This is a genomic window from Paenibacillus sp. MBLB1832 (genome assembly GCF_032271945.1).
GTDB lineage: Bacteria > Bacillota > Bacilli > Paenibacillales > NBRC-103111 > Paenibacillus_E > Paenibacillus_E roseopurpureus.
Genome location: NZ_CP130319.1, coordinates 2,852,402 through 2,872,743, shown reverse-complemented (window position 1 = coordinate 2,872,743; position 20,342 = coordinate 2,852,402). Strand labels below are relative to the sequence as shown.

Here is a 20,342-nt window from a genome sequence, read left to right as displayed (position 1 = left end):
AGCTATATAAGAGCGAATCGTGCAGGATCTGAATGGTTTGCTCAGCATTCCACTAGATGGCGATATCAAACCGAGAAGGGTTAAGTTGGCTTGTATCGACTCCGGATCGGTACGTTTCGTGTCCTCTTTGAGAACAACCACAACGAGAAAGTGTTTACATACGAGCTATCGATTCTCGCGGCGGAATATTTAATTAATTTTGAAAAGGTCACCCCGATTCCGCATGAAGAATCGGTTTTTTTATTGTGGGGATTATGCTACGGAGTAATCTCTCTTGTGGATGAAAAGAAGAACCGTCGTGTAAGGCAAACGCTCAGAACTGAACAAAAGTGTCATTGTACAAATATTCCTTGACGTGAATATTCATTATGGAATATATTGGAGTCAACAACATGATAACATAGTATAGTGATAAGGGGATGGTAGAATTATTCAAATTGATTACGTGAGGTGAGCAGCATGTCAGTCAAAAAACAGGCCATGGAGATATCAACGTTGAGCTCTTTGGCTGAACCTAATCGTATGCGTATCGTAGAACTCCTGCGCCATGGTCCCCTGACTGTGGGGGAAGTCGCCGAACGTTTGGGGCTTCGTCAGCCTCAAGCCTCGAAGCATTTGAAGATGCTTAGCGACCACGGGATTTTAGAAGTAAGGGCAGAAGCGAACCGCCGTATCTACAGAATCCGGCTGGAGCCGTTCCAAGCGCTGAATAATTGGGCGCAATCCTTTCTGAGAGTGATGGAAGAAAGATACGACAAGCTGGACGACTACTTGCGGGAACTTCAGAACAAAGAAAAACCATAAAGTCATTCCTAATCACGAGGAGAAACTACAATGTCATACACAATAGTTTCAAGGGTAGAGAAAGAACGGGTGCTAGTGTTGGAGCGCATTTTCGATGCACCGCGCGATCTCGTATTCAAAATGTTTAAAGAGCCTGAGCATCTCAAGCGTTGGTTTGGACCTAAAGGCTGGGATCTACCTGTTTGCAACATTGATTTCCAGCCGGGAGGAGTTTGGCACTACTGCATGAAGTGTGTGGATCAGCATCAAGGCCAATTTTACGGTATGGAATCTTGGGGCAAAGCGGTTTTTAAAGATATTATCGAACCGGAGAAAATCGTCTACACTGATTACTTCGCAGATGCTGAAGGAAATACAAATGCCACAATGCCATCGACCAATGTCACAGTAGAGTTCATTGATTTGGGTGGCAGGACAATGCTGGTCAATCGTTCCGAATATGTGTCCCCTGAGGCTCTTAAACTCGTTATGGACATGGGCATGTTGCAGGGTATTACAGAAACTTGGGGTCGTCTAGAAGAACTATTGCACGAGTTAAAGAAATAGGGCAGCTGGAACCAAGACCATTATTGAATTATATATATGCGAAAAAGTAATCCCCTTAAGGAGTGTTTGACTTATGAAATGGGTTGTACGTATTCTGCATGGTCTAATTGCATTGAACTTTTTGTTTTCTGGGGCTTCGAAACTCTTCTCCACTGCCTCCCAAATCAGAGAATTGTTCACCGACAAACTTGGTACGCCAGTCTCATTGATTTACACAGTTGGCGTTTTCGAAGTTTTGGCCGGATTGATTCTTATAGCCGGCTACCGTAGCCAAAAAGCGGCAGCTTCATCGTTAATGATCATGATTGTCATCATGATCGGAGCGACTTTTACGAATCTCGCCGCAGGCCTCGTAACGGATGCAGCTGTTCCTTTATTGGTTTTAGTATTTGTGGCCGTACTCTTGTACCTGAAGCGTGAGACTCTCAAGAGCTTACGGTTTATCATCCGCAGGAGTATCAATACGTCCAAGTAAGTCGTATTTCCAGACGTTCATTACCAAGCCTATGGCAGATGTCGCCAGCGCTGCTGCAGGAATCATTGCGCACTGGCTAATAAGGCGCTGGGTGCGGGAGGGAAGGTGGATCATGGCTTTATGTATATCAGAAGCTTCGAGGACTTGGACGGACATCTGTGGGAAATTGCCTTCTTTGACCCAAGCGCCTATTCCCAGGGCTTAAGGTTCATGCCTGATAATCGGAAAACGAGTTCAGCAAAATGCAAAGTGAGGCTGCCGCTCGGGCAGCCTCATTAAGCTCCCATGAAAATTAATGTTGCAGTTATTGAAAAAGACAACACTAAAGAAGACGCTGTTTAGTCATTTTTAAGAGCCCTTACTACTTCACAAAATCCGTATTTTATACATATGTCTAATGATCGAAATTAACGAACCGCTACTTTAATTTCCCAATCATCAAAATATCGTAGTGCTTCATTAGCATCCTCACGGTAAATACAAATATCAAGATCGTCATGCTCCCTCGTTACTTTACCTAAAGCAATATCGATTACCCAACCCCCTGAAATAAACCAAGGCTTCTGGAAATTCTTCATTTCAGACATGATAAAATCTAAATCAGGATGAATAAATACTCCCCCTAAAAAAACGTTAAATATTATGCAAACTATTTCGACACCGCTTCTGGGTTCCCCTTCCAGAAGCGGTGTCTTTTGAAGTGCCACCACGCTCTACTGCCCGTTACTTCAATGAAACAAGGGACAGCTGCCTGTCGCGGCGATCTGTCCCTTGTTTTTGCACTATCGTTACCCGTTAGCGTAATGACATGACCTTTCATATTATTAGTTAATAAATCAATAATTTAAAATATTCCAAATAGCATATTTCTCTTCTCTTTAGTCCCCCATGTCAATCCTAAGATAATTGGTGGATAAAAAGCAGGGTTAATCCAAATATAACCTCCATCAAGTTGCAGTTGTCCAAGTAAAATTTCATTTTCGTCATCAACTTTTAATGCCCATTTCCCACTATACGCAACTTTTTCTTTGTTGTTTTTTACAAAATCAACAGCTTTCCCAAAGTCAAATGTTTTCTTTAACGATTTATCAACTGCTTCGCACATGTTTGAATATTTTTCTTCCTTCTGCTTCCACGAAAACTCCGAATCCCACATCTCAACAAGTTGAAATCCCTCAAGTTGATTCTCAATTAATGATTTAAGTTGGTCAGAAACGTAGATTTTAGGTAAAACTCTATCGCCTTCATGTAGCATGATTTTAAAAATGTCTTTATCTTGTACAACATCTTTATACAGCTCAAGTTCTACGTATTCCAATAACTTTCCAGAACTTAAACGTTTTTCTTTTGAATGATTTGGATTAACACAATTTAAAACTGTTAATACATTCAACACATAAAATTCACCATCTACACTTGTTAGTGGTAGAAATTCAACTTTGCAATCAGATAACTGAGAGATGACTTCCTTTGTTCGTCCGCTTACTATAAGAGCGCCACCCAATTCTCGGAGTATATCTGATGGTTTCTCCTTGTTCTCTAATACTACTTGATATTTTCCCCAGTTATCCGATATTGGAATAGCTTTTTTAACCAATTCTCTAACGTCTCTCTCATCTTCATCATTTGCAAAATTTACAGTGTTAAAAACAGGATGATAGTCTAGCCACCATACTTTCAATAAGAACACCCCTTAGCCTTAGCAATATAATATTTTGATTTTACCATATATTAGGGTGTACGAGTACGCCGCTAACGCTATAATTGTTCTACCACGCTCTACTGCCCGTTAACGTAATGAGGCTGCCAAACATTCTCGCGGCAGCCATGTGGTGTTTGTTTATTCAACTCTCGTCCTGCGTTAGCTTACGCTAACTGAAGTAGATGGGTGTCATTTTCAGAATCATCTTTTACCGAAAACCCGATTGAGCGATAAAACAAATCAGCAACAGGATTATCAGTCTTTAACACAAGCATTTGAAAGTAATTTCTAGCTTCTGCAATAACTGAGTCCATTAGCATCCGCCCTATCCCAAATCGGCGTACACTTGGTGAGACATACATTCGACGAACACGACCAATTTCTATGTTTTCTGAATGCGGGTCTTGATTCAATCCGCAAACTCCTACAATATTGCCGTTTTTAATAGCTAGAAAGAGTGCTTCCCCGTCCAAATCGAATTTATTTGTTCCAGCTTCATAATCGGTTACCAATCTTTTGAGGTGACGAAATCCTTCACTCGTACTCTCATCAACCAACAGATTAAGCTTATGGGTATCTAGATGATGCACTTTTGTAATTATGAATTCATTCACTTAAACCATCTCCCCCGAGAAGTCATTTCCAATGCTCCAATCTAAATTCAACACCTTTTGGAAGTTTCCTGCCAGCCTGCCAGTTAAACAATGAGGCTGCCAATCATTTTCGGGGCAGCCAAGTGGTGTTTGTTTGTTTATTCAACTCTCGTTTCCCGTTAGCCATCCATGCTGCAGCGCGGCACCACAGATTATGGAAGATATAACGTTCTTCCATGGGAACTGAATGGAACAATTTTCTTAAATTCCTTTGTAAAAAGCTTCAATAGTATTAATTCTCCTCATTAAAAGTTATATATTCAATTCAGTTGGACTGAGCTGACTGGCCTGCTGCCGTTATCTCGTTTTGGAACTATCCTCTCCTATTATTTCAACGATAACAGCTTGTTTTCTGAATGTTTGAAACTTAATAACGCACCTTTCTCCCTAGGTTTCCACCCCTGTATGATTGCCTCCGAAATAATTAAAGCTATTTCAGCAGGCATCACGATTTTATTATTGAGTGATTCAACATTCGGAAACTCCACCCAGAATTCGTTGATGTCTGACTCTATATCAACTCGGAGCAATTGCCCTTTCACTTCATCATGCTGAACGGTTAGCGTAATAATACCTCTTGCTGATGGAGTGATTACCCATCTGAATGGCTCTTGCCCGACAATAATCTTTCTTGACCCTTTTTTGCTAATTGTCATTACTTCAACTCCAAATTTTAGTCCCACTCATTTTAACACATATTGGAACTAAACTGCCCGTTACTTTAATAAGCAAAAGCTATTATCGTAAATTTCCTTGCTAATTGATCCAAAAAGAACCGTTTTCTAAGAAACTGTCGATTGCCAGTTAGTTCATCATTATTACATTCCCATGTCAAACATAGTTGGATTTTTGAGCAATTGATCCAAGCCTTTGCTCTTGATCTCTTGATGAGCGTCTAAAAGCGCTTGTCTTTGTTTTTCGTAGTCTGTGTGACGTATGATCGAATCGGTAAAATGATTACGAAAGATAGTGTAAACCTCTTTTAGCTTCGCTGTATCAACAGGGGAAGGAAGCGGATTATTTCCTGAACGAATCGGTTGTTTCAATCCGTTTTTACTCCAAACGTCTAGGGTGAAATTCGCTAAATCAGTCCCTACGTGTGAAAGTATGCTCTTGTATGATGTCGAATTTTGCACCATGGAATCCAAGAGGCTTCCATAATCCGCAATATGGTCGGGTGCGTACCATAGATCGTCCGCGTAAAGACTCAATTGGCTTTCATCTATTGTTTTTTGTATTCCTTCCGCACTTTGCTTTGCCTTGTCAAGTTGAAAGATAAATTTATCTGCCACAACATTATAGGAATGAACAAGACGTTTATATTGGTAGAAATTAATTCCTAAGTTGCAAATAAGAATTACCGTAAATACAAGCGTAAAAAGCTTTTTCATTTTTTGACCCCTTCCGATAAGTTAAGCATTTGTTCTAAATGATTCGGTGGTAGTAAAATTTGCCCGCTTACAATAGACAGTCGGTGTATCTCCCTTTTTGGACAATATAGACTTATCATAAAAAAAACGTTGCATTCCCTTAATACAAATTAATGGAGTCTCTCATTAATTTGCGAGTTAACGTAATGAAGCTGCCGACATAAACCGCGGCAGCCTACTAGATCCGTTCTTAATCTTGGAACTCAATATTGTGCTCATTACACCATTCAATTACTAATTGCCTTACCTTACTTTCTTTGTAAGTATACCATTGCTTATCAACGCCAAGTTCAATTATTCTATCTTTGAATCTTGGAAAAGCTCCTTTTCCTTGAATGGTGTCATACAGTGCTTCTCTATTTTTTGATTTTTATGACTTAAAATAAACTCCTCCATGATTTCATACTCATTGAAGTTGTTTCTTAATGTATAGTCTACGTAAACCCCATCTTCATCCTCAATTATGCTGATAGCTTTCTCAATATTCTCTCTTTGCCAGTCAGAAAATTTTTCAAGATGTTCTTCATCTTCTGCAGCTCTCATTTCTTCTCTCATTAATGTAATAACTTCGCCTGTATTAGTGTTTATAAAAGTAAAAGTATCATCAATTTGAATTTCAGTCTGACTAATTAGATCATCTAATTTTACTGGTTTTTTATTCTTCAATTGATTCTGCCCCTTTCAAATATATAAATATCATATCCAAAAAAACAAATGAAGCTACCTATCAGCAGCCTCAATCATGGATAATCCAAATATCTTCATCAAACTATCGTTCGTCGTTAGTTTAACGACCTGACTTCCATTTATGCTACGGTTCACCGTAATATATCTAAACACAAAGTACATTTTAAACACAAAATATATATCAGCATTTAATCAACAAACCACTCCAGACAATGGAGTGGTTTCTTTGATAGAACTTCTCTTCTCTTCTTTTTTAATTATGAAAGCGAATCTAAGTAATCAACATGTTTTATTACTTGAACCCAATTAGAAGCACGATACACTATGTCATTAGAAACCGATGAATTGTATGGCTGTTCAAACAAAATGATAGGCTTGTTTTGAAGGGCAAACTCCTCTGCGTAATGAGGTGCATCATCAATTAACACGTCTACCTTTGAGCTGATACATTCTTGGAGTTTATTTTCAGTAAGTGTAATATTATGATAAGGAATGTTATGGTGTTTAAGCCACTTAACGGTAACCTCATGAAAAAGTAACGGACGAGCAGTAATAATTGATATTTTATGCTTTTCAAATAACTGTTGTAAAATTTCTACTGCCATTGGAAAAGGCTTTGAGTTCCAATGAATATCGTATCCATATTTATGATATACCGTTTTACGTTGTTCATTGTCCCATCCATATAAACGATAAAAATAATAATCATTAACATCGGCTGGTGCTAAAGATAATCCAGAAGCCTTATTATAATATTGCAAGTAAGATGAGGTGGCATCAAGAACTGTGTTGTCTAAATCTACGCCAATATGCAGAACAAGCACCTACCTTTTTTATGGTCTATTGAAAATTAACAATAACATAAACGGGAAATTACGGGAAGCATCATATTGAACTATCCTGCCCTTTACTTGAATAAACAAAAGAGGAGCTGCCGCGTAGCAAGCCCCTCAAGTATCGTTCCCGTTAGCGGAATGGATTGCCCCTAAATTGATCAGACTTATTATCTTTGTTCAATATGTTTATACGTATAATGCTGAGCGTTATTTATTGTTGTATGGGAATATTGAAAAATTGATCGATCTTCACCGAGTTTGTAGTAATAAACTACTTCGGGTTCATCTTTAAATACGACGTTTACAGAAAACAAGGGAGCTTTGCCAAATTTGCTTTTAAGACTCATAATATTTGCCTTATTGAATTCTTTATCTTCCAGCAAATGTTGAATCGTTTTTGTTTCTATAGTGTGAAGATTAAACTTGATATAGGCAAAAATGAAAAGTGGAATCGCAATGACCAAAATACAGAAAGTAAGCATAATTCGGACATATAATTTAGTCATATTTCCATCTCACCTACTAAAAGTTGTTAACATACATTGTACCAGAATTAGCACGTTAGTTGATCAACTCTACTGCCTGTTACTTTAATGGAAGCATCCAAATCACTAATCGAATAATTTTCTTGATATTGGAAAATCTAATTTCGATGAAAGGAGGTACATGGATGGTTGATTACACTAATATTCAAGACAACTCCGAAGAAATAATGAAGTGTATTGTTAACTGCGATACCGAGCAAGATGTGAAACAAGATAATAACCTTTTGAACAGTATTCCGAGCGAAGAAGAATATATTGATGAACCGTAACTAGCTAAGCTTCAATGAGGGACTTTTCACCTACAATTACAAATCAACTAGAAGCACCGTACAAAGTGAAAAGCCCTGAGGGAAAGCATCCCCAAGGGCTTTTTTAATTGTTACATTATTACTGATTTTTGTGTTTCTTTTTTTCTCTGCTGCTATTTTGATTCGGTTTATTGTCATCCTGGTCTTTTGCGTGATTTACTTGTTGCATTTTCTTTTGGTTTGTTTCTGGTTTTATAGACATGGATATCGCCCGCCTCATCAGAGTGATTTAAAAGCATAAATATTTTACTCATCTAAAGGGAGTTGTACGCAGCCACTTTGTACCAATTAACAGATATCATCAAGCAATATATAAGCTTCCATTTCTGTATCAAACACTACGATCTCGCCAGAATCGCCATGCATCATGTCATTCATTTCTGAAGCAGTCAACGTCTTATCTTCGCCTGTTACCTTGTGCTTTACGCGGTATTCCAACGATCTCATCCCCTAAACAATAAACTCTTCAAACACCGGCAACCGCATCGCTCCGGACTTATACCAATCCCGATACTTCACCTTGCAGCGTACAACTGGCTGCACATAGACGTGATCCTTGCTCTCTCCACTCTTATAAGCTTGAAACACAGGCCACATCGACTGCCGCGCTGACGGTGTTATTCCTAGTTCCATTGCACCGATCGGGTGGATCCGGTCACCATCTGGATAGCCAAGCAGCCATGAGTGTTCCTTTTTGCTATAACCTGTTATGAAGACTTCTGTCTGCTGATAGTTAATCACCTTTTGCCAGGACCAAGAGCGCTGAGCTCTCTCGTACTTACTCATTTTCTTCTTAACGACTATGCCCTCGAGCCCATGCTTACACACTAGATCAAAGAAAGATTTGGAGCTGCCGTCAACAGGCCGCACAATCCGGTAATGTTCATTCTCCTGAACCGTCTCATAAAGTAGCTGCTTGCGCTGCTCAAGTGGCACTGCCGTAACATCTACGCCGCGGTGCATTAAGATATCAAAAGCCATAAATACTACTGGTTGCCGCTTCTTACGTGATCTAAAACCCGCGTTCGTAGCTTCAAAGTCCGCGCGGCCTTGCTCATCTAGCACGACCATTTCCCCATCAAGAATTGTCCCTTTGGGGATCGGAGGATTGTGAAGCTCTGGGTATTTCGCCGTTGCATTCGTGCTCTTCGTATATAAATTTAGTTCATCCAAGTTTGAAACGATCAGCCTTATTCCGTCCCATTTTAATTCGGCCAGCATGGAAGAATCGTCAAACGGAAGATTGTTTTTACTGTATTGAAGTAACATTGGAGGAATAAACATTTTCTTCATCACCCATAATAATGTTACACCTTAGAGATATTCATGACTAATGGTATTTGAAGGGAAGGTTCCTCCCGCCCTTCCCTAACATTATTTAGAAAAGAGGTGAAGATAGATGGATACAAAGAAAACCGACTCTGACAATAAATCTGATTTAAATAACTATGATTATATATGGGGAAGTGATCAGGATGATCTTGTCGAAGATGAGGTTAAATCAGATACAAAAGGAAAAGTAGAAGAGGAGTAGGTTTTATATTGGTTTCGGCAATTTAGTGATAAACCTCGCATAACCATCCTTGCATTTGATTAATTTCAAGCTATTGTATCGTGGCAGGTTCAGTAAATCCTCCTCTGTGTACGGATGAAGCTCACTTGCCAGCTCCGTGAAATTTTTTTTGTCACAGCCTGAAATAAGCATGTATGAGGCGTTTGGCATCCCCAAAGTTACCCTTATTATTTAAGCAAAGCTATAAAATTCTGCCAGTTACTTCAATGAAAAAGGGAGCAGCTGCCGGTCGCGGCAATTTACTCCCTGTTTGTTGAACTATAGTTCCCAGTTAGCTCAATAGTCTTATGTTTTAATTAGAGTCGCTGCTTATAGTTATAAGGCTTGCCGAACACCTAATGCAGTGACGTCCCGACGGGCTTAAGGGGCTGGATGTGGTCACTCGCTTCTCAGAGTGACCCAGAGCGTCAATATGGTGTTAGCCGAAGGAAGATCTGGAAGCAGCCATTGCTTTTAAGGCGTTCTCAAAATAGCTATTTACTTCATCTGCAATTCCCAGAAACTCTTCAACAAGTACATTACTATCCAAGTAAGAAGCATGCAGGTAATCAACTAAAGCGGAGTCAATCTCACAATAGTTTAATATGGCATTCTTCATCTTAATAATGTCATCTTGCCATATACCTGTATCTTCTAAAACCGAAGAGTATAATGCACGAATTAATCTCTTAGAGTAACCTTTAATATATCTAGTTTTCATTGTGTTATCACTAGCATTAGAAAGTAAACTATGTATGCGATTTACTTCCTCCTTGGTCTCTTTATTTAAGTCTAAAATGAACTCTGGAGAAATAATTATCGGTGGTACTTTTTCACCAACGTCATGACCATATATGCAAACACAAATTATCTTAACCCAAAAACCCCACTCATTTGGCTTACTTAATACATCGTCAATCGAGCAAATTATCGTATCAATCTTAGTTAATACTGGATATTCTTCCAAAAGCCTGTCTTTAATTTTTGACAATCTTTCGTAATCAATATCTTTGGGATTTACACATACGATAGTAAAGTCTGCATCTGACTTAAAAGGTTTAGCAGTTCCTTTTGGAATCGAGCCACACATATAAATGCTATGAACCTTACCTTTAAATTCGGTAAGTATATTATCTATATACTTATCAACAAAATCCTTATATTCACTTTGTATTACAATTTTATTTATAACTTTTTCTAATATCATATAGACTTCTCCTAATCTAATAGCTACCGAGAATAATCCGCGGTAGCCTGTTTTAGTATTGATCTTACGTTAGTGCAATGATCATATGTATGTGCTTCTTCCACCTTGAATGGGAAGTATCTTATAAGTTATAAAACTCCCCGCCCGAACCCGATCTTCAAGGGAATATAATAAAACTGCCTTTTTCACATTAAATTTTATCTTGGAGAAGCTTAAATTGACTTCATTCTTCACTTTCTCAAGTTCTTGATACTGGTTATAGCCATAGGTTAATGTCGAATGGAAATGGAACTCATGTCCGTCAAATCCAGACATTGGAACGGAATACTGACTCATTAATTCTGAATTTAGCTTATTATGAATGTTTCTTAAATGCATATTTTCTTCAATATCTACCCATAACACTTGTGATTCCTTTCCTTTGCTTCCCATATTGATTAAATCAACTTTATTAAAGGTTAATTCAAATGAATATAGCTCTTTAACAAACCGATCAAAGTAATCTTCAATCTCATAAATATCTAAAGTATTAAACGATTGCTTTAGTGAAATATGCTGAGGTAGTAAAGCAGACTCTATTCCGTAGTTACCTTCGCTTAAAACTTTATACAACATTTTCCTGATCGAATTATGTGCTTCATCATCAAGCAACAATGCAATACATGCAAACATTTATTCCCCTCCTCATTATATAGAATGAATTGTAACCTATGGAAATTACACTCTTCAAGGGTAAGTATTTTTTTATCGAAGAATCCTGCCCGTTAGCGGGGTGAAGGGGATGCCACACGGCAGCCCTTTTGTTTTTGAACTCTATTTTCTCTCGTTAGCTGAGTGACCGTTGCCCCCCAAAAAACTCTGGATTAAATTACCATAATAATGGAATTACTAATAATGTCAACTAGACATACTCTTGCTCCAACAAAAAGCCAATCGGTCCTCTCTCCGATTGGCTTTACTAATTCTTAGAAGGCTGCCGAGGAACTGCCGCGAAGCAAGCCCCTCAACTATAGTTCTCCGTTCAACGAGTTATTGAACTTGCCTCAATGAGTTCTTCCATCTTAAACAAGGATAAAAATGATAAGCCTGAATTTTCTAGATTATCTCTTCCTTGCTGTTCTCGTTCGATTACACACACCACATTTTTAACAATAGCACCGTATTCCTTCAAATCATCAGCACTCAACAATATTTGTCCACCTGTAGTCACGACATCTTCAATTATACAGACATTTTTCGCTTGAATTTCGATACCTTCTGCAAGTTTGCAAGTACCGTATTCTTTAGCTTTTTTTCTAACAAAGGTAACTGGAATGCCAGTTTTAAGTGATAATGCTGTCGCTATAGGAATACCACCCATTTCAAGACCCGCAAGTATTTCGGTGCCAGTTGGGATTAACTTTGATAAATGTTCAGCGATTTCGTTTAACAAAACCGGATTAGATTCAAACAAATATTTATCAAAGTAATCATTAGACACTTTTCCTGACCTTAATTTGAAGGTACCTGTTAAATGTGCCGTCTTATAAATCTCATTTGCTAATATGATTCTGTCCATTTTTACACCCCATCTAAAATATTTTCTTTATTTTACCATAAGGACATCTTGCTGAATATTACTGCCCGTTAACGTAATGAGGCTGCCACTCGTTTGAAGCGGCGGCAGCCTCATTTTGTAGTTTATTGAAGAAACGTTCCTCGTTAGCTTAATCTCTTTTTCGAAGTGAAACCTTTTAACTTCAAGTATCTATCCATTGGGAAGTCATTATTAACCCATTTTTCTTTGTAGCCTTCTCGACCATATTGCTTCAGCAATAGGTCCAGTGCCTGAACTACTGCTCCTGTAAACTCCAAAATAGAACAGGTTTCATCTAGTTCAATAACTTTTTGTTTCTTATTACGTAAATTTTCAAAAGATATAATTTGTACACGCAGGGAATCATTATCAATTTTACTTAATGTCCAAACAGTTCCACCTGGCTCCTCATTCCATTCAAATTGGACCCTTGAAACAGAGTATGGGCTGACTTCTGGAATAAGTGCATTAATTGCTTTTAACATGTCATTAAGTGCATCAGTTATATAACTTGTAGAGAAGTAAACCGTACTTGAGTTCATTTCAATACTGCCATCGGCCCAACCAATACCTGTAAGTTCATATTCAAACCTCATAACGCTCTCCGTTCTAAAAGGCATATTCTCTTCGAGGTAACCCCACGATGTAAAGCTCTTTAGCTTTATTGATACGTTTTTTCAAACTGTAGCAACATTGTAAAGGCAGATTCAATAAGTGTTTTTTGCGTGGCTAAATCCGATAGTACTTTTTGCTGATCATTGTTTAAGTAAAGTCCCTCTCTTGCTACCGCGGCTATGTACTGACAAAGGCTTTCTGTCTCCTCATAACCCATATAATAAATAGGCTGGAGTGCGATGATAAGAAGGTTTTGAGTTATATTGGTTCGAAGAGGTGATACGGCAGCTAGCAGCTCTAAATAGCCATTTGCGGCCCCCTCACAACCTTGACTGGGAATAAAACACCCCACTTTAACTGTAATTTCATCATCCGATAAATTACAGTCACCGTCTTCAAGTGAAGTGAGCAACTCGTCAATTTCCTCGCGAGTTGTCCGATTGTTTGCTTTTTTATAGATAGTTTGCCACATCGTATTTGTAATTTTGATTCAGTCCTTTACTCTGTTTTGATATTTCTCAAAGCAAATAAACCTTTCATACTTACACCTTACCGCGCAATTAATTTCCAAATGAGCTACTAAAATAATTCACCAAATATTGTAACTATCCTGCCCGTTACTTCAATAAAACAAGGGACAGCGTGCCTGCCGCGGCGATCTGTCCCTTGTTTTTGAACTATCGTTCCTTCATTAGCTTAATCTTCTAACTTGTATTGTTGATTGTTAAGAATCTCCTCGATAACCTGATGGATATCATCGGCATTTTTCTTGCTTGTATTGAGCAAATGTTTATTTTTTAATCCCGACTCTTTAAATTCATCAATTAAAATGAGGCACCGTTCCCCCATTTGGTGTTCAGGTGTCCTCATCTGGTCCCTTTTTAGTAAGGTCTCATGGTCAGTCCATAAAACCACATAGACAACATTAATGGTGAATGCCTTTAATTTGTCTTTTAACCAATTTGCCTCATCTGGAAAAGTTACATAATCTATAACAACATCGATTCTATTGTTAACAAAATTTTGAGTCAAACTCAAAATATTACTCCAAATAAGAGACAACTCGGATTCGCTTTCCCAGGGCTTTTGACGACCACTAACGTGCATATGACTTACATCGTCACCTGAGATATACGCACAGTTATTTAAAGCCCTCAGTAGTGCACCTGAAGTTGTTGACTTCCCTACTCCTGCTGGTCCTGACAATATATAAACAGTTTGCATTAACATTCCCCACTTCAATTATCAACTCGTACTTATGGGATATTGTACCATATTAATCAGGGGACTATTGAGCAAATCTGCCCGTTCGTTGAGCGCTACCGCGTGAAGCTAACACTTTATTTTCACCAAACATCATGGGAAAGTTATGCCCCCTCTACCCCTATACCCCACTCCCCTTGATCTGTCGAAGCAATTCTCGACAACAGTAGGAGCTGCAGGTCGAACTTGTTTGTTTCTAAGCTTACGAAAGGAGGCAATACCCCTGCATCAACGAGACGCTTGATATGATACTCCAGTAATGATTGATAATAATAAGGATTGTTCAGGTACTCAAATACTTTGGATAGGTCATAGGATACCGTTTTGAACCTGCTCGGTCTCGAGTGCAATAGATAATAATGGGACAGATTATCTTCGGAGTCAGTGTCATCATCTTCATCTCCAAATTTCATGCCTTGGAGTGCATCATACAGTTCATTGACTAATAGTTTAAGGGAAGTCAGGTACTTAGCTACCTCTTCCCTTTCACGCTCGGGAAAGTCTTGCGGAGCCGTGAACAGCTTAATCATCGTCTCGATCTCAAATTGATACCCAGATTTATCACATATCCGAGCATTGTTTTCTTCTAAAAGTATTTTCAGTTGCTCAACAATGTCAGAACTGCGCTTAATAGTCCGCTGCCGCTGCTTCTCGACAAAGCTACCCTTCTTTTCCTCAATTACGCTTACCACATTCGATAAGAGGGAGTATCGCTTTACTGTATACTCATGAATTTTTGCAAAACTCATTGAAAGAGGGATTGGTTTATCATCATCGGGATTGTTGCTGTAGTGGTAAACCGTATAGTCACCATTACCCCCTACATCGCTAGACCAAGAAGCGAAGTATTTATCTGCGCTCTTTCTTCCATTTGCACTTCTTAAATCGACCGGATGCGCCCCGAAGCTTGCCCGGATTTGCGCGAAGTACGTATCGTCAGGAATGTCCTCGTTAAATACCGAATTGTCCTTCTTTAGTGGGTGTTCCATTTCGAACACACGATGGAGCTGCTCGATGGATTGAAGGACAAGATCGTATGCCATAATCAGCTGTAAAACATTCAGCGAACGGAAATCATCATTTTGGTGATTCAGGTTGATGTGCGGCAACCCGTTCACGCTGACCGATAGCCAATCCTTTGCTGAGAAAATCAGGTTCATTAGGTTCTTGCCGTTGTAGTTTTTGTAAGTGTTAATTAAGAAATCGTCATGATCGTGTACTGCTTGCTTAAACCCCTCAAGCAGGGAGCTGTCTAGAATATATGGGTTCATTATGAGTCCTCATTTCAGGTTTCGGTAGCCTAATACCATTCTACCTGAAAATGCAAAACAGAAAAACCACCCTCTGGTGGGTAGTTGGGTACTTGGCATCAAATAATCAATCTCTAAGGGTAAATCCTTCTTTCAAGCTAATACCCCATTTTATGAAGGATACATCTGGATAGCTTGGTCTGTACTTATCGTATTCTCCTGCAATTTCATTACAAGTGTTTTTTCTATCCATTTCAAAACCTCCCATATTCCCTCTAAGTTCGATTATTTCAATAATAGTGAGTTACTGTTTTGGCTTCAATGGATAGGATTTATTAAACAATTCTGCCCGATAGTTGAATGGATACCAAAAAGAAGCTACCTCAAGGCAGCCTCTCTTCCGCTATCGTTTCTCTCGTTAGTTGAATAACTCTATACTATCATTCTTGAGTTCACAAGTAAGGGACGATCCATTTAATCCAATAAGCTGCGGGTACGAATATTATTTGTGCTAATACCGTGCCACAAAATCTAGAGAGCATTAGAGATCCAAAAACTTTATTAATTGATGTTAGCTTCGCCTCTTTTCTCAAAGCCTTATCTGTCAATAATGCCACTTGTGGATCAATAAGCAATGTTAAAAGTATAGTTGCCATTCCGTTTATTAATCCCGAAGATTGAGATGCTCCTATACTGTATTGTCCAGGTAAAAACGTTGCATATAGAGCTGCCAATACACCTACTGTATAAATTGCTGTTACTAAACAATTCATAAGTATTAAGCGTCTTGGGAACCCACCTACTCCAAGACGTTGAACCATTTCCCATTTTGGGATTCGAATATGGTAGGAGGCATTTCTTATCACATCGGCTCGGAGTGCATCTTTAAACATCTTAGGGACAGATCCAGCCTTCTCCAAATGTGATATCAAGCGTCCAGATAACGCTACAAATGTAGGAAACAATGCTATTGCTATTAGTGTACCTAGGGAAGCCGCAGCTAATATAATTCGAAAGTTTCCAGCAAGGTCAAATTCCAAATGGCTTTTAGCAAAATCAATAACTTTTCCCGTCATAGTTCCCTGAGCAATATTTGACGTTCTTGAAACTAGAACAATCATACCAGTTAAAGAGAGTGCTATAGCTAGCTTACCTGTTCTTATTCCTGCCATTCGCACTGCATATGAGAGTGTCTCGGCGGAATGGATGATTAATGTAAGTATTGAAATTAAAACGATTCGTTCAATCAAGTAAGATAACCCCCATCCTTTTTGAAATACGCTAACCGCCTCTAATTTTACCATATACTTCAAGTTATTACGAATAACTCCTTGGCTTTCCATCAATCCTTTGTTTAACTCTTCTGCCCTTTAGTTGAGCGGATCTCACAAAAACAAAAACAAGCGATGGATTGGTTCCACCGCCGCGCTATCGTTTTTCGTTAGATTCCTGTAGATGGATAAATTTCGGCTTTGTAAAAAAACGAGCGCCTCGGTACGATGGGGTTACGCACGAGGTCATTGCCTCAAAAATCCCATCCAGGAGGACGCTCTATTATGAAGTTTAAATCACAAGATAAGCAAAATCAACTCATTGAAAACATTACCTTTAATCATATTGTTGTTGGTATAGACATTGCTCAGGAGGCCCATGTTGCTAGGGCCGTTAACTTTCGCGGTGTCGCTCTAGGCAATCCTCTTGAGTTCAGTAATGACGAAGATGGATTCAAGTCTCTCCACCGTTGGATTCGTGACTTGTTAACTTTGTACAAACTAACTCAAATAATTGTTGGTATGGAACCGACCGGCCATTACTGGCTAAGCCTTGCTGGGTGGCTTAAAAACAACGAAATTGAAGCCGTACTTGTTAATCCTCATCTAGTTAAAAAGAATAAAGAAAACCGCGACAATACACGCTCTAAAAGCGACAAAAAAGATGCTTTAGTTATTGCCGACATGGTGAAAAACGGCTACTACTCCCCTGTCCGCTTTCATTCTTCCCAATACGAGGAGCTGCGAGTGCTTATGGCTAACCGAGATACGGTCGTTAAACGACTCGTAAGTGCCGTTAACCAGATTCACCGCTGGGTCGACATTGTCTTCCCTGAACTGAGACAAGTCTTTAAGATCTTAACTTGTAAGGGTGCGTTATTAACTCTTCGGCTTTTTCCGCTCCCGGCAGAGCTATGTAAACTTAGTCCTGACGATGTCATTAAAGGATGGCAGAAATCAATGAAGCGGCATTCTGGTGTGCGTAGAGCTCATCTACTCATCGAACTTGCCAAGAAATCTGTTGGATCTAAGCAGGCAACACATGCTTACAAACTTCATCTAGAGCAGCTCCTTGAGGAGCATGACTTAGCCACTAAACAACTGCAGAGGATAGAAAAAGAAGCCAAAGACGTTGTTGAACGAATCCCCTATTCAGGCAAAATCCTTGCCATTACTGGAATAAGTCCTATTGCTCTAGCTGGTGTTTTAGGAGAGTCTGGGGATCTTAGAGGTTATGCCCACGGGAATGCTCTACTCCGTCACGCAGGACTTAATATAACCGAAGCAAGCTCTGGAAAATGGAAGGGACAACTGAAACTCAGCAAACGAGGTCGTCCACGTCTGCGTCACTTTCTCTATTTAATTACGATGTGTATGGTCATGAGTAACCAAGAATTTAAAGCCTTACACCACTACAATGTTCAGGTAAAAAAGCTTAAAAAGATGAAGTCTATCATGAAGCTATGTGGAAAGCTAGCTCGACTCTTAGTAGGAATGGCTCGTAGTGATGAAGCTTATAACCCTGATAAAATCTTTGCACTAGCAGCTTAAAACTAAACCTCACCTCACGCAAGTTGGCGTATTCGCAGGAGAAAAAGAAAGCACGGAGTATCGGGATACGTTACGCAAAAGGGCTCCGACCCGTTCCGTTAGAAAGACCGACCTCCACCCCTTGGATAGATGTGACGAAGCATTCCTGTAGAGCGTTAATTTTCCGCTTTGAAAAAAATGGAGCCTCCTCGTAAGATGGAATTATGTACAGGGTCAATCGCTCTATTTCACTATCGAGGAGGAAGCTTTACTATGAAATTCAAACAACAGTATGCTCAAAATCAACGGATAGAACGTATCACCAGTAATCACATTGTTATCGGCATCGACATTGCCAAAGAGACACAAGTCGCTCGAGCTGTAACTTACCGTGGTATTGAGCTTGGCAGGCCTTGTTCGTTTAAAAATGACGATGTGGGTTATCTAAAACTATTAAGTTGGGTCAAATCGTTACAAAAAGAACATAACAAGAATAGTGTTATGGTTGGTATGGAGCCAACAGGTCATTACTGGCTTAACCTTGCCTGGTGGCTTTTAGAACAGCGTTTTGAAGTAGTGACTGTTAATCCTTATCACGTTAAAAGCAACAAGGAGAATCGAGATAATTCCCCAACCAAAAGTGATCTGAAAGATGCTCTGGTTATAGCCGATATGGTGAAGAATGGTTATTACTCCCCCTTACGGTTGCCAACTGGGAAATATCAAGCACTTCGTGTTTTAATGAGCGACCGAGAGTTTGTCATTAAACAGTTCATCTCGATCCAGAATCAGATTCATCGCTGGTTGGATATTTGGTTCCCAGAGTATCATCGAGTATTCAAAGATTGGAGCTGTAAAACCTCTCTAGTAACCCTTAGGTTGTTCCCATTACCTTCCGAACTAAAGATCCTTTCTCCGGAAGAAATCTATGCCAGTTGGAAACCTCATATGAAACGCAGAGCAAGTATATCGTTCGCTAAAGTGCTGGTGGAACAGGCCCAGCAGTCCATTGCTCAGAATGTCGCCCCAGAGCAAGTGAAACGTTCCCTGTTGTTTCTGCTAGATCAGTATGAACGATTGACAACACAATTGGGAGAGCTTGAACAAGAAGCTATTTCCCTAATGAAAGAGATTCCACAAGCCAAAAGTTTATTGACAATTCCAGGCATCGGTAAAATCACAATAGCTGGTATTTTAGCTGAGACTGGGGATTTAAGTATGTATCGCCATGGCCAACAAGTACTCCGTCTCGCGGGGCTACATTTAGGCGAAGATAGTTCTGGCAAGCATAAGGGGCAGGTTCGTATTACTAAACGAGGACGCTCCGGTCTTCGAAAGTTCTTGTATTTAGCTGTATTGCACCTAGTTGTGAACAATGAGGAGTTTCGATCTCTCCACCATCACTACACTCGAACCAAAAAGATGAAAAAGATACATTCTATCATTAAATTATGTGGGAAGCTGGCAAGAATTCTGGTAGGTATTACTCGTCAAGAACAAACTTACAATCCTGAGAAGGTAGTTACTGCTGCAATCGCAGCTTGAGTAGAATAATCTCATTAAATAACGTAAATTGGCTTGTTCGCAGGATTTCGGACAAAGAAAGCACCCGAGTACTGAATTCTCATTCCTTAAGGGCACAGACCCGTTAACGAAGCAGATCAGCCTCCATCCCTTGGATAGGTATAACGATGGAATGACAGGGTACATTGACCCGTTGAGTCATGGGAGGGAGAACCACCGAGGGAAACATGGAGCAGCGTGCAGAACATGGAACAATATGGGAATTTATAGATATCCCTCTATTTCCGCATGCCCTCATGTTTCAAGGGGACTCCCACTACAACCTGATTCTTTCGTTCACCACTTCTATGAGATGTGAAATCCTGCGAACTAGCGAGCATGCGTAAGAAAATCTCATCATTCTGAGGGAGGAATGTAAGGGCTATTGACCCGTTGAGACATGGGAGTGAAAATCGCTAAGGGCACCGTGGAGAATACGTGCAGCATTTGGAATGAATTGGGTGATTCAACTCCACCTTTGTTCCCGCATGCCTTTTTAACGACACATCCTAATATATCTCGCTATCCT

Annotated in this window: 28 protein-coding genes; 7 read left to right on the top strand and 21 right to left on the bottom strand. The window is 39.5% G+C overall.

What is annotated here, in order from left to right; translation table 11 throughout:
• Window positions 1–459: 459 nt before the first annotated feature.
• The 3 genes from MJB10_RS12725 to MJB10_RS12715 all read left to right on the top strand — a co-directional run bounded on the left by MJB10_RS12725 (window position 460) and on the right by MJB10_RS12715 (window position 1,825).
• The gene (locus MJB10_RS12725; RefSeq protein WP_314805362.1) at window positions 460–804 is read left to right on the top strand and encodes an ArsR/SmtB family transcription factor; all 345 of its coding nucleotides are present in this window, start codon (window positions 460–462) and stop codon (window positions 802–804) included.
• A gap of 30 nt (window positions 805–834) precedes the next feature.
• Window positions 835–1,350, top strand: a complete 516-nt coding sequence (locus MJB10_RS12720) for an SRPBCC domain-containing protein (RefSeq protein WP_314805360.1) — start codon at window positions 835–837, stop codon at window positions 1,348–1,350.
• A gap of 73 nt (window positions 1,351–1,423) precedes the next feature.
• On the top strand, window positions 1,424–1,825 hold the full coding sequence (locus tag MJB10_RS12715) for a DoxX family protein (RefSeq protein WP_314805354.1): 402 nt from the start codon (window positions 1,424–1,426) through the stop codon (window positions 1,823–1,825).
• Between the two features lie 407 nt (window positions 1,826–2,232).
• On the opposite strand, the gene MJB10_RS12710 is transcribed toward MJB10_RS12715, so the two are convergent.
• The 9 genes from MJB10_RS12710 to MJB10_RS12675 form a co-directional block, all read right to left on the bottom strand.
• Window positions 2,233–2,532, bottom strand: a complete 300-nt coding sequence (locus tag MJB10_RS12710) for a nucleotidyltransferase domain-containing protein (RefSeq protein ID WP_314805353.1) — start codon at window positions 2,530–2,532, stop codon at window positions 2,233–2,235.
• Window positions 2,533–2,669: 137 nt separating this feature from the next.
• Window positions 2,670–3,506, bottom strand: coding sequence for an imm11 family protein (locus tag MJB10_RS12705; RefSeq protein ID WP_314805352.1), 837 nt, complete (start codon window positions 3,504–3,506; stop codon window positions 2,670–2,672).
• Window positions 3,507–3,691: 185 nt separating this feature from the next.
• Window positions 3,692–4,141 carry a GNAT family N-acetyltransferase gene (locus MJB10_RS12700; RefSeq protein WP_314805350.1) on the bottom strand — a complete coding sequence of 150 codons (450 nt, stop codon included), beginning with the start codon at window positions 4,139–4,141 and terminating at the stop codon, window positions 3,692–3,694.
• A 365-nt stretch (window positions 4,142–4,506) separates the two neighbouring features.
• Entirely contained in the window at window positions 4,507–4,836 is a 330-nt protein-coding gene (locus MJB10_RS12695) for a hypothetical protein (protein ID WP_314805348.1), read from the bottom strand.
• A 162-nt stretch (window positions 4,837–4,998) separates the two neighbouring features.
• Window positions 4,999–5,571, bottom strand: a complete 573-nt coding sequence (locus MJB10_RS12690) for a hypothetical protein (protein ID WP_314805346.1) — start codon at window positions 5,569–5,571, stop codon at window positions 4,999–5,001.
• A 229-nt stretch (window positions 5,572–5,800) separates the two neighbouring features.
• A complete protein-coding gene (locus MJB10_RS26720; RefSeq protein ID WP_397386630.1) occupies window positions 5,801–5,947 on the bottom strand; it encodes a UPF0158 family protein in 147 nt (48 codons plus the stop codon).
• A complete protein-coding gene (locus MJB10_RS12685; protein ID WP_314805343.1) occupies window positions 5,905–6,276 on the bottom strand; it encodes a hypothetical protein in 372 nt (123 codons plus the stop codon). The genes MJB10_RS26720 and MJB10_RS12685 overlap by 43 nt, the downstream gene beginning before the upstream one ends.
• Window positions 6,277–6,554: 278 nt before the next feature.
• Entirely contained in the window at window positions 6,555–7,121 is a 567-nt protein-coding gene (locus MJB10_RS12680; protein ID WP_314805341.1) for a 5' nucleotidase, NT5C type, read from the bottom strand.
• Between the two features lie 179 nt (window positions 7,122–7,300).
• On the bottom strand, window positions 7,301–7,639 hold the full coding sequence (locus MJB10_RS12675; RefSeq protein ID WP_314805340.1) for a DUF3139 domain-containing protein: 339 nt from the start codon (window positions 7,637–7,639) through the stop codon (window positions 7,301–7,303).
• 164 nt (window positions 7,640–7,803) lie between these two features.
• On the opposite strand from MJB10_RS12675, the gene MJB10_RS12670 reads away from it, so the two are divergent.
• A complete protein-coding gene (locus MJB10_RS12670) occupies window positions 7,804–7,947 on the top strand; it encodes a hypothetical protein (protein WP_314805338.1) in 144 nt (47 codons plus the stop codon).
• A 118-nt stretch (window positions 7,948–8,065) separates the two neighbouring features.
• On the opposite strand, the gene MJB10_RS12665 is transcribed toward MJB10_RS12670, so the two are convergent.
• The 3 genes from MJB10_RS12665 to MJB10_RS12655 all read right to left on the bottom strand — a co-directional run bounded on the left by MJB10_RS12665 (window position 8,066) and on the right by MJB10_RS12655 (window position 9,270).
• On the bottom strand, window positions 8,066–8,188 hold the full coding sequence (locus MJB10_RS12665; protein WP_314805336.1) for a hypothetical protein: 123 nt from the start codon (window positions 8,186–8,188) through the stop codon (window positions 8,066–8,068).
• A gap of 86 nt (window positions 8,189–8,274) precedes the next feature.
• Window positions 8,275–8,433: a hypothetical protein gene (locus MJB10_RS12660; RefSeq protein ID WP_314805334.1), complete on the bottom strand. Its 159-nt coding sequence runs from the start codon at window positions 8,431–8,433 to the stop codon at window positions 8,275–8,277.
• Window positions 8,434–8,436: 3 nt separating this feature from the next.
• Window positions 8,437–9,270: an ATP-dependent DNA ligase gene (locus MJB10_RS12655; protein ID WP_314805332.1), complete on the bottom strand. Its 834-nt coding sequence runs from the start codon at window positions 9,268–9,270 to the stop codon at window positions 8,437–8,439.
• A 115-nt stretch (window positions 9,271–9,385) separates the two neighbouring features.
• Here MJB10_RS12655 and MJB10_RS12650 point away from each other — a divergent pair, with 115 nt between their 5' ends.
• On the top strand, window positions 9,386–9,520 hold the full coding sequence (locus MJB10_RS12650) for a hypothetical protein (RefSeq protein ID WP_314805330.1): 135 nt from the start codon (window positions 9,386–9,388) through the stop codon (window positions 9,518–9,520).
• A 457-nt stretch (window positions 9,521–9,977) separates the two neighbouring features.
• On the opposite strand, the gene MJB10_RS12645 is transcribed toward MJB10_RS12650, so the two are convergent.
• The 9 genes from MJB10_RS12645 to MJB10_RS12605 all read right to left on the bottom strand — a co-directional run bounded on the left by MJB10_RS12645 (window position 9,978) and on the right by MJB10_RS12605 (window position 16,696).
• Window positions 9,978–10,745, bottom strand: coding sequence for a nucleotidyltransferase domain-containing protein (locus tag MJB10_RS12645; RefSeq protein ID WP_314805328.1), 768 nt, complete (start codon window positions 10,743–10,745; stop codon window positions 9,978–9,980).
• 81 nt (window positions 10,746–10,826) lie between these two features.
• Window positions 10,827–11,417 carry a 2'-5' RNA ligase family protein gene (locus tag MJB10_RS12640; protein ID WP_314805327.1) on the bottom strand — a complete coding sequence of 197 codons (591 nt, stop codon included), beginning with the start codon at window positions 11,415–11,417 and terminating at the stop codon, window positions 10,827–10,829.
• Between the two features lie 349 nt (window positions 11,418–11,766).
• Complete coding sequence (pyrE, locus tag MJB10_RS12635; protein WP_314805326.1) at window positions 11,767–12,303, bottom strand: orotate phosphoribosyltransferase; 537 nt, start codon at window positions 12,301–12,303, stop codon at window positions 11,767–11,769.
• Window positions 12,304–12,446: 143 nt separating this feature from the next.
• Window positions 12,447–12,941, bottom strand: a complete 495-nt coding sequence (locus MJB10_RS12630) for a hypothetical protein (RefSeq protein ID WP_314805324.1) — start codon at window positions 12,939–12,941, stop codon at window positions 12,447–12,449.
• 41 nt (window positions 12,942–12,982) lie between these two features.
• Window positions 12,983–13,408 (bottom strand): hypothetical protein, encoded by a 426-nt coding sequence (locus MJB10_RS12625; RefSeq protein ID WP_314805323.1) that lies wholly within the window; start codon window positions 13,406–13,408, stop codon window positions 12,983–12,985.
• A gap of 224 nt (window positions 13,409–13,632) precedes the next feature.
• Complete coding sequence (locus tag MJB10_RS12620; protein WP_314805321.1) at window positions 13,633–14,160, bottom strand: AAA family ATPase; 528 nt, start codon at window positions 14,158–14,160, stop codon at window positions 13,633–13,635.
• Between the two features lie 143 nt (window positions 14,161–14,303).
• Window positions 14,304–15,470 (bottom strand): hypothetical protein, encoded by a 1,167-nt coding sequence (locus MJB10_RS12615; protein WP_314805320.1) that lies wholly within the window; start codon window positions 15,468–15,470, stop codon window positions 14,304–14,306.
• A 106-nt stretch (window positions 15,471–15,576) separates the two neighbouring features.
• On the bottom strand, window positions 15,577–15,702 hold the full coding sequence (locus tag MJB10_RS12610; RefSeq protein WP_314805318.1) for a hypothetical protein: 126 nt from the start codon (window positions 15,700–15,702) through the stop codon (window positions 15,577–15,579).
• 199 nt (window positions 15,703–15,901) lie between these two features.
• Window positions 15,902–16,696, bottom strand: a complete 795-nt coding sequence (locus MJB10_RS12605; RefSeq protein ID WP_314805602.1) for a lipid II flippase Amj family protein — start codon at window positions 16,694–16,696, stop codon at window positions 15,902–15,904.
• A 309-nt stretch (window positions 16,697–17,005) separates the two neighbouring features.
• Here MJB10_RS12605 and MJB10_RS12600 point away from each other — a divergent pair, with 309 nt between their 5' ends.
• Window positions 17,006–18,271 (top strand): IS110 family RNA-guided transposase, encoded by a 1,266-nt coding sequence (locus MJB10_RS12600; RefSeq protein ID WP_314805317.1) that lies wholly within the window; start codon window positions 17,006–17,008, stop codon window positions 18,269–18,271.
• A 252-nt stretch (window positions 18,272–18,523) separates the two neighbouring features.
• A complete protein-coding gene (locus MJB10_RS12595) occupies window positions 18,524–19,795 on the top strand; it encodes an IS110 family RNA-guided transposase (protein WP_314805316.1) in 1,272 nt (423 codons plus the stop codon).
• The last annotated feature ends 547 nt before the right edge of the window (window positions 19,796–20,342 follow it).

What these genes read in the sequence shown, in the direction of transcription:
- pyrE (WP_314805326.1), bottom strand. Translation starts at nt 12,303, where the DNA reads ATGGACAGAATCATATTAGCAAATGAGATTTATAAGACGGCACATTTA.
- MJB10_RS12690 (WP_314805346.1), bottom strand. Translation starts at nt 5,571, where the DNA reads ATGAAAAAGCTTTTTACGCTTGTATTTACGGTAATTCTTATTTGCAAC.
- MJB10_RS12640 (WP_314805327.1), bottom strand. Translation starts at nt 11,417, where the DNA reads ATGTTTGCATGTATTGCATTGTTGCTTGATGATGAAGCACATAATTCG.
- MJB10_RS12715 (WP_314805354.1), top strand. Translation starts at nt 1,424, where the DNA reads ATGAAATGGGTTGTACGTATTCTGCATGGTCTAATTGCATTGAACTTT.
- MJB10_RS12675 (WP_314805340.1), bottom strand. Translation starts at nt 7,639, where the DNA reads ATGACTAAATTATATGTCCGAATTATGCTTACTTTCTGTATTTTGGTC.
- MJB10_RS12610 (WP_314805318.1), bottom strand. Translation starts at nt 15,702, where the DNA reads ATGGATAGAAAAAACACTTGTAATGAAATTGCAGGAGAATACGATAAG.
- MJB10_RS12725 (WP_314805362.1), top strand. Translation starts at nt 460, where the DNA reads ATGTCAGTCAAAAAACAGGCCATGGAGATATCAACGTTGAGCTCTTTG.
- MJB10_RS12620 (WP_314805321.1), bottom strand. Translation starts at nt 14,160, where the DNA reads ATGCAAACTGTTTATATATTGTCAGGACCAGCAGGAGTAGGGAAGTCA.
- MJB10_RS12665 (WP_314805336.1), bottom strand. Translation starts at nt 8,188, where the DNA reads ATGTCTATAAAACCAGAAACAAACCAAAAGAAAATGCAACAAGTAAAT.
- MJB10_RS12630 (WP_314805324.1), bottom strand. Translation starts at nt 12,941, where the DNA reads ATGCCTTTTAGAACGGAGAGCGTTATGAGGTTTGAATATGAACTTACA.
- MJB10_RS12625 (WP_314805323.1), bottom strand. Translation starts at nt 13,408, where the DNA reads ATGTGGCAAACTATCTATAAAAAAGCAAACAATCGGACAACTCGCGAG.
- MJB10_RS12600 (WP_314805317.1), top strand. Translation starts at nt 17,006, where the DNA reads ATGAAGTTTAAATCACAAGATAAGCAAAATCAACTCATTGAAAACATT.
- MJB10_RS12670 (WP_314805338.1), top strand. Translation starts at nt 7,804, where the DNA reads ATGGTTGATTACACTAATATTCAAGACAACTCCGAAGAAATAATGAAG.
- MJB10_RS12645 (WP_314805328.1), bottom strand. Translation starts at nt 10,745, where the DNA reads ATGATATTAGAAAAAGTTATAAATAAAATTGTAATACAAAGTGAATAT.
- MJB10_RS12595 (WP_314805316.1), top strand. Translation starts at nt 18,524, where the DNA reads ATGAAATTCAAACAACAGTATGCTCAAAATCAACGGATAGAACGTATC.
- MJB10_RS12660 (WP_314805334.1), bottom strand. Translation starts at nt 8,433, where the DNA reads ATGAGATCGTTGGAATACCGCGTAAAGCACAAGGTAACAGGCGAAGAT.
- MJB10_RS12615 (WP_314805320.1), bottom strand. Translation starts at nt 15,470, where the DNA reads ATGAACCCATATATTCTAGACAGCTCCCTGCTTGAGGGGTTTAAGCAA.
- MJB10_RS12655 (WP_314805332.1), bottom strand. Translation starts at nt 9,270, where the DNA reads ATGTTTATTCCTCCAATGTTACTTCAATACAGTAAAAACAATCTTCCG.
- MJB10_RS12695 (WP_314805348.1), bottom strand. Translation starts at nt 4,836, where the DNA reads ATGACAATTAGCAAAAAAGGGTCAAGAAAGATTATTGTCGGGCAAGAG.
- MJB10_RS12650 (WP_314805330.1), top strand. Translation starts at nt 9,386, where the DNA reads ATGGATACAAAGAAAACCGACTCTGACAATAAATCTGATTTAAATAAC.
- MJB10_RS12720 (WP_314805360.1), top strand. Translation starts at nt 835, where the DNA reads ATGTCATACACAATAGTTTCAAGGGTAGAGAAAGAACGGGTGCTAGTG.